Source organism: Stenotrophomonas sp. 3diitr2024 (assembly GCF_042136455.1).
GTDB classification, from domain to species: domain Bacteria; phylum Pseudomonadota; class Gammaproteobacteria; order Xanthomonadales; family Xanthomonadaceae; genus Stenotrophomonas; species Stenotrophomonas sepilia.
Window position 1 is genome coordinate 1 of sequence record NZ_JBHHMJ010000646.1, and the last position, 4,801, is coordinate 4,801.

Here is a 4,801-nt window from a genome sequence, read left to right on the forward strand (position 1 = left end):
CAGTACGGCCGTATGGATGCCACCGAAATAGTGCTGCTTGTTGATCGACGGTAACACCAGATTCAGCCGCTTGCCCTCCCATGGATCACGGCGGGGTGTACACGGGGTGATCTCGGCAACATTGGTACTGGGCGTCGGCACGGGCGAAGTCGCGTGCCTTCTTGGCCGCGGCGCGCTCGTCGATCAGGCCCTGGATGCGGGCATCGTCGCCGTCATCGCTGGCCGCGGTGCCGAACCACTGCGCCGGATCGGCCTGCAGCAGGCCCAGTGCCAGGCCGGCGCCGAGCAGTTCACCCTTCAGGCGCGCCTGCTCGGCCGGGTCGGTGGCACGACGCGCATCGGCGGCGATGCGGGCCACTTCGGCCAGCGCCTGTGGGGTGTTGAGATCGTCGTCCAGGGTGGCCTCGACCGTGGCCGGAATCACTGCCGTGGCCTCGATCGACGCCAGTTCGCGCAGGGTGCCGTACAGGCGGTCCAGGGTGCGCACCGATTGTTCGATCAGCGCATCGGACCAGTCCAGCGGCTGCCGGTAGTGGGCCGACAGCAGGGCCAGGCGCAGCGCTTCCGGCGGATGCTGGCGTACCAGATCGTGCACGCGCTCGATGTTGCCCAGCGACTTGCTCATCTTGGCGCCGCCGAAGTTGAGCATGCCGTTGTGCAGCCAGAAGCGGGCGAAGATCTTGCCGCCGTGGGCGCATTCGCTCTGCGCAAGCTCGTTCTCGTGGTGCGGGAACTGCAGGTCGACGCCGCCGGCATGGATGTCGATGGTCTCACCCAGGTGAGCCGCGGCCATCGCCGAGCACTCGATGTGCCAGCCCGGGCGGCCACGGCCCCAGGGCGACGCCCAGCCGGGCAGGTCGTCGCTGGACGGCTTCCACAGCACGAAATCACCCGGGTCGCGCTTGTACGGGGCCACGTCGACGCGGGCGCCGGCCAGCATTTCGTCGGGATCGCGGCGCGAGAGCTTGCCGTAGCCGTCGAAGCTGGCCACTGCGAACAGTACGTGGCCCTCGGCGGCATAGGCATGCCCGCTGGCGATCAGCTGCTCGATCATGGTGATGATCTGCGGAATGTGCGCGGTCACCTCCGGTTCGATGTCCGGCGGTACCACGCCCAGCGCGGCCATGTCTTCACGGTAGGCAGCGGCGAACTTGCCGGTGATGGTGCTGATCGGCACGCCCTGCTCGCGCGCGGCGGTGTTGATCTTGTCGTCCACGTCGGTGATGTTGCGGGCGTAGCGCAGCGCGCCGAAACGGCGCCGCAGCAGATCGGCCAGCACCCCGAACACCACCGGGCCACGGGCGTTGCCAATGTGCACGTAGTTGTAGACCGTGGGGCCGCACACATACAGGGTCGGACAGGCCGGGTCGAGCGGAGTGAACGGTTCGAGCTGGCGAGTCAGGTTGTTGTGCAGGCGCAGGGTCATGGGGCTGTGGCTGGGGGACAAGCCTGTGATTTTAGAACGTGTCGGCCCCGTTTGGGGGCACGGGCTGCCACCGGTGGACGCCGGTTCCTCCAGGTGGGGTGGGCAGGAGCAGCGTGGACGGGTAATGTTCAGCCCCTTGCGCTCGCCACTGCCTACACTATTGCCGTGTCCTTGCTCCCGTCGCCAATGAAATCCACCGCGTTGCTGACCCTGGCCTGCCTGTCGGCGCTGCCCGCCGTGGTGCTGGCCCAGGAGGCCGAGCCCCGCAACCGGGTGGTGATCGTGGAGAACGTGAAGTTCGACTACGCGCAGGTGCTGAACGTCGAACCCGTGTTCCAGACCCTGCGTGCGACCCGCACCGAAGAGCACTGCGAGCCGGTGTCGACCCGGACCCTGGCCCCGGTGAACGTGACCGGCGAGGAGCCGGTCGAGGACAAGGGCCGGATCAGCCGCTTCTGGGACTCGGTGCGCTCGATGTTCAAGCGCAGTGACGAGGAGGCCGTTGAGGAGGTCGGAACCGAGTCGCCGGCCCCGGCGCCGGCCAACACCGGTCCGATGCTGACCCGCGACTGCCGCATCGTGCCGGTGGGGCGTGAATTCCGCCGGCCCATCGCCTACGACGTGGATTACGTCTACAAGGGCACCAAGTACCGCTCGCGGCTACCGGAAGACCCCGGCAACCGGCTCAAGATCCGGGTGTCGATCACCCCCTGGGTCGGCCCCGAGCAGGGTGCGGCCGGCAATCCCTGATTCTGCGACCCCGGCCCCTTGCGCCGGCCCCGGCCGCATGCAAAGATGGTTGACCATGAAGCTCACCGACTTCCAGCACGACAGCAGCGCAGCCCGACAGGCGTCGGGCATGACCTCGCGTGCGCGTCGACCGGAACCCCACATTCTCGCTGGGTAACCGGAGCTTTTTGCTGTTCGTCCGATAAAAACCCAGCCCGCCGGCTGGGTTTTTTCGTTTCTGCGTTCTGAAAGCTGCAACTGCAACCTTTTCGCTCCACCTTTGGTTCCTGCTTTTCCCTTCCACTGCGTCGAACCCGGCGCCGCCACGCAAGGAAAGATGATGTCCCCCAAGCACTTCCTGAACACCCAGGACTGGAGCCGCAGCGATCTCGACGCGCTGCTGACCCAGGCCGCGCTGTTCAAGCGCAACAAGCTCGGCGACCAGCTCAAGGGCAAGTCGATCGCGCTGGTGTTCTTCAACCCGTCCATGCGCACCCGCACCAGCTTCGAACTGGGCGCGTTCCAGCTCGGCGCCCACGCGGTGGTGCTGCAGCCGGGCAAGGATGCGTGGCCGATCGAGTTCAACCTCGGCACGGTGATGGACGGCGATACCGAAGAGCACATCGCTGAAGTGGCCAAGGTGCTGGGCCGTTACTGCGACATCATCGCCGTGCGCGCGTTCCCCAAGTTCGTCGACTGGGCCTACGACCGCCAGGACATCGTCCTCAACAGCTTCGCCAAGTACTCGCCGGTGCCGGTCATCAACATGGAGACCATCACCCATCCGTGCCAGGAGCTGGCCCACATCATGGCGCTGCAGGAGCACTTCGGCACCCAGGACCTGCGCGGCAAGAAGTACGTGCTGACCTGGACCTACCACCCCAAGCCGCTGAACACTGCCGTTGCCAATTCGGCGCTGACCATCGCCACCCGCATGGGCATGGACGTGACCCTGCTGTGCCCGACCGCCGACTACATCCTCGACGACCGCTACATGGGCTGGGCCGAGCAGAACGTGGCCGAGAGCGGCGGTTCGCTGAAGATCAGCCATGACATCGACAGCGCCTACGCAGGCGCCGACGTGGTCTACGCCAAGAGCTGGGGCGCGCTGCCGTTCTTCGGCAACTGGGAACCGGAAAAGCCGATCCGTGACCAGTTCAAGCACTTCATCGTGGACGAACGGAAGATGGCGCTGACCAACAACGGGGTGTTCAGCCACTGCCTGCCGTTGCGCCGCAACGTGAAGGCCACCGATGCGGTGATGGATTCGCCGCAGTGCATCGCCATCAACGAAGCCGAGAACCGCCTGCACGTGCAGAAGGCGATCATGGCCGCGGTTGCCGGGCGCTGATCCAACACTTCAGCCGACCAGCGGTCGGCTCTACCGAATTCCCATCCCCCAAGTGGACCTGACCCCCATGAGCAACAAAGACGTCGTTCTCGCCTTCTCCGGCGGCCTGGATACCAGCTTCTGCGTGCCGTACCTGCAGGAGCGTGGCTACAACGTGCACACCGTGTTCGCCGACACCGGTGGCGTGGATGATGAAGAGCGCGATTTCATCGAGAAGCGCGCCGCCGAACTGGGCGTGACCAGCCACGTCACCGTCAATGGTGGCCCGGCCATCTGGGAAGGCTTCGTCAAGCCGTTCGTGTGGGCCGGCGAAGGCTACCAGGGCCAGTACCCGCTGCTGGTTTCGGACCGCTACCTGATCGTCGATGCCGCGCTGAAGCGTGCTGCCGAGCTGGGTACCCACATCATCGCCCACGGCTGCACCGGCATGGGCAACGACCAGGTCCGCTTCGACCTGGCTGTGAAGGCACTGGGCGACTACCAGATCATCGCGCCGATCCGCGAGATCCAGAAGGAACACACCCAGACCCGCGCCTACGAGCAGAAGTACCTGGAAGAGCGCGGCTTCGGCGTGCGCGCCAAGCAGCAGGCCTACACCATCAACGAGAACCTGCTGGGCGTGACCATGTCCGGCGGTGAGATCGACCGTTGGGAAGCCCCGGGTGAAGGCGCGCGTGGCTGGTGCTCGCCGCGCAGCGAATGGCCGGAACAGGCGCTGACCGTGACCCTGAAGTTCGTTGAAGGCGAAGCCGTGGAACTGGACGGCAAGGCGCTGCCGGGCGACCAGATCCTGGCCCAGCTCAACAAGCTGTTCGCCCCGTACGGCGTTGGCCGCGGCGTCTACACCGGCGACACCGTGATCGGCCTGAAGGGTCGCATCGTGTTCGAGGCCCCGGGCCTGGTTTCGCTGCTGGCCGCGCACCGCGCGCTGGAAGATGCCGTGCTGACCAAGCAGCAGAACCGCTTCAAGCCGGACGTCGCACGCAAGTGGGTGGAGTTGGTGTACGAAGGCTTCTACCACGACCCGCTGAAGACCGACATCGAGGCCTTCCTGAAGTCCTCGCAGGCCAAGGTCAACGGCGAAGTGGTGCTGGAAACCCGCGGTGGCCGCGTCGACGCGGTGGCGGTGAAGTCGCCGCACCTGCTCAACACCAAGGGCGCCACCTACGCACAGTCGGCCGACTGGGGCGTGGAGGAGGCTGAAGGCTTCATCAAGCTGTTCGGCATGAGTTCGACTGTCTATGCGCAGGTCAATCGCGGTTGACCTGTGACGGGGGCGCCGGCCGCTGGCCGGC

The 4,801-nt window shown here is 66.0% G+C and carries 4 protein-coding genes; 3 read left to right on the forward strand and 1 reads right to left on the reverse strand.

Features of this window, described 5'->3' with window-relative positions:
• Positions 1-85 precede the first annotated feature (85 nt).
• Positions 86-1,426: a cysteine--tRNA ligase gene (cysS, locus tag ABGA94_RS16710; protein WP_375367819.1), complete on the reverse strand. Its 1,341-nt coding sequence runs from the start codon at positions 1,424-1,426 to the stop codon at positions 86-88.
• A gap of 186 nt (positions 1,427-1,612) precedes the next feature.
• Here cysS and ABGA94_RS16715 point away from each other — a divergent pair, with 186 nt between their 5' ends.
• The 3 genes from ABGA94_RS16715 to ABGA94_RS16725 all read left to right on the forward strand — a co-directional run bounded on the left by ABGA94_RS16715 (position 1,613) and on the right by ABGA94_RS16725 (position 4,770).
• The gene (locus ABGA94_RS16715; RefSeq protein WP_111127503.1) at positions 1,613-2,176 is read left to right on the forward strand and encodes a hypothetical protein; all 564 of its coding nucleotides are present in this window, start codon (positions 1,613-1,615) and stop codon (positions 2,174-2,176) included.
• A gap of 319 nt (positions 2,177-2,495) precedes the next feature.
• Positions 2,496-3,506 (forward strand): N-acetylornithine carbamoyltransferase, encoded by a 1,011-nt coding sequence (locus tag ABGA94_RS16720; RefSeq protein ID WP_005417714.1) that lies wholly within the window; start codon positions 2,496-2,498, stop codon positions 3,504-3,506.
• A 67-nt stretch (positions 3,507-3,573) separates the two neighbouring features.
• A complete protein-coding gene (locus tag ABGA94_RS16725) occupies positions 3,574-4,770 on the forward strand; it encodes an argininosuccinate synthase (RefSeq protein WP_005417705.1) in 1,197 nt (398 codons plus the stop codon).
• Positions 4,771-4,801 lie beyond the last annotated feature (31 nt).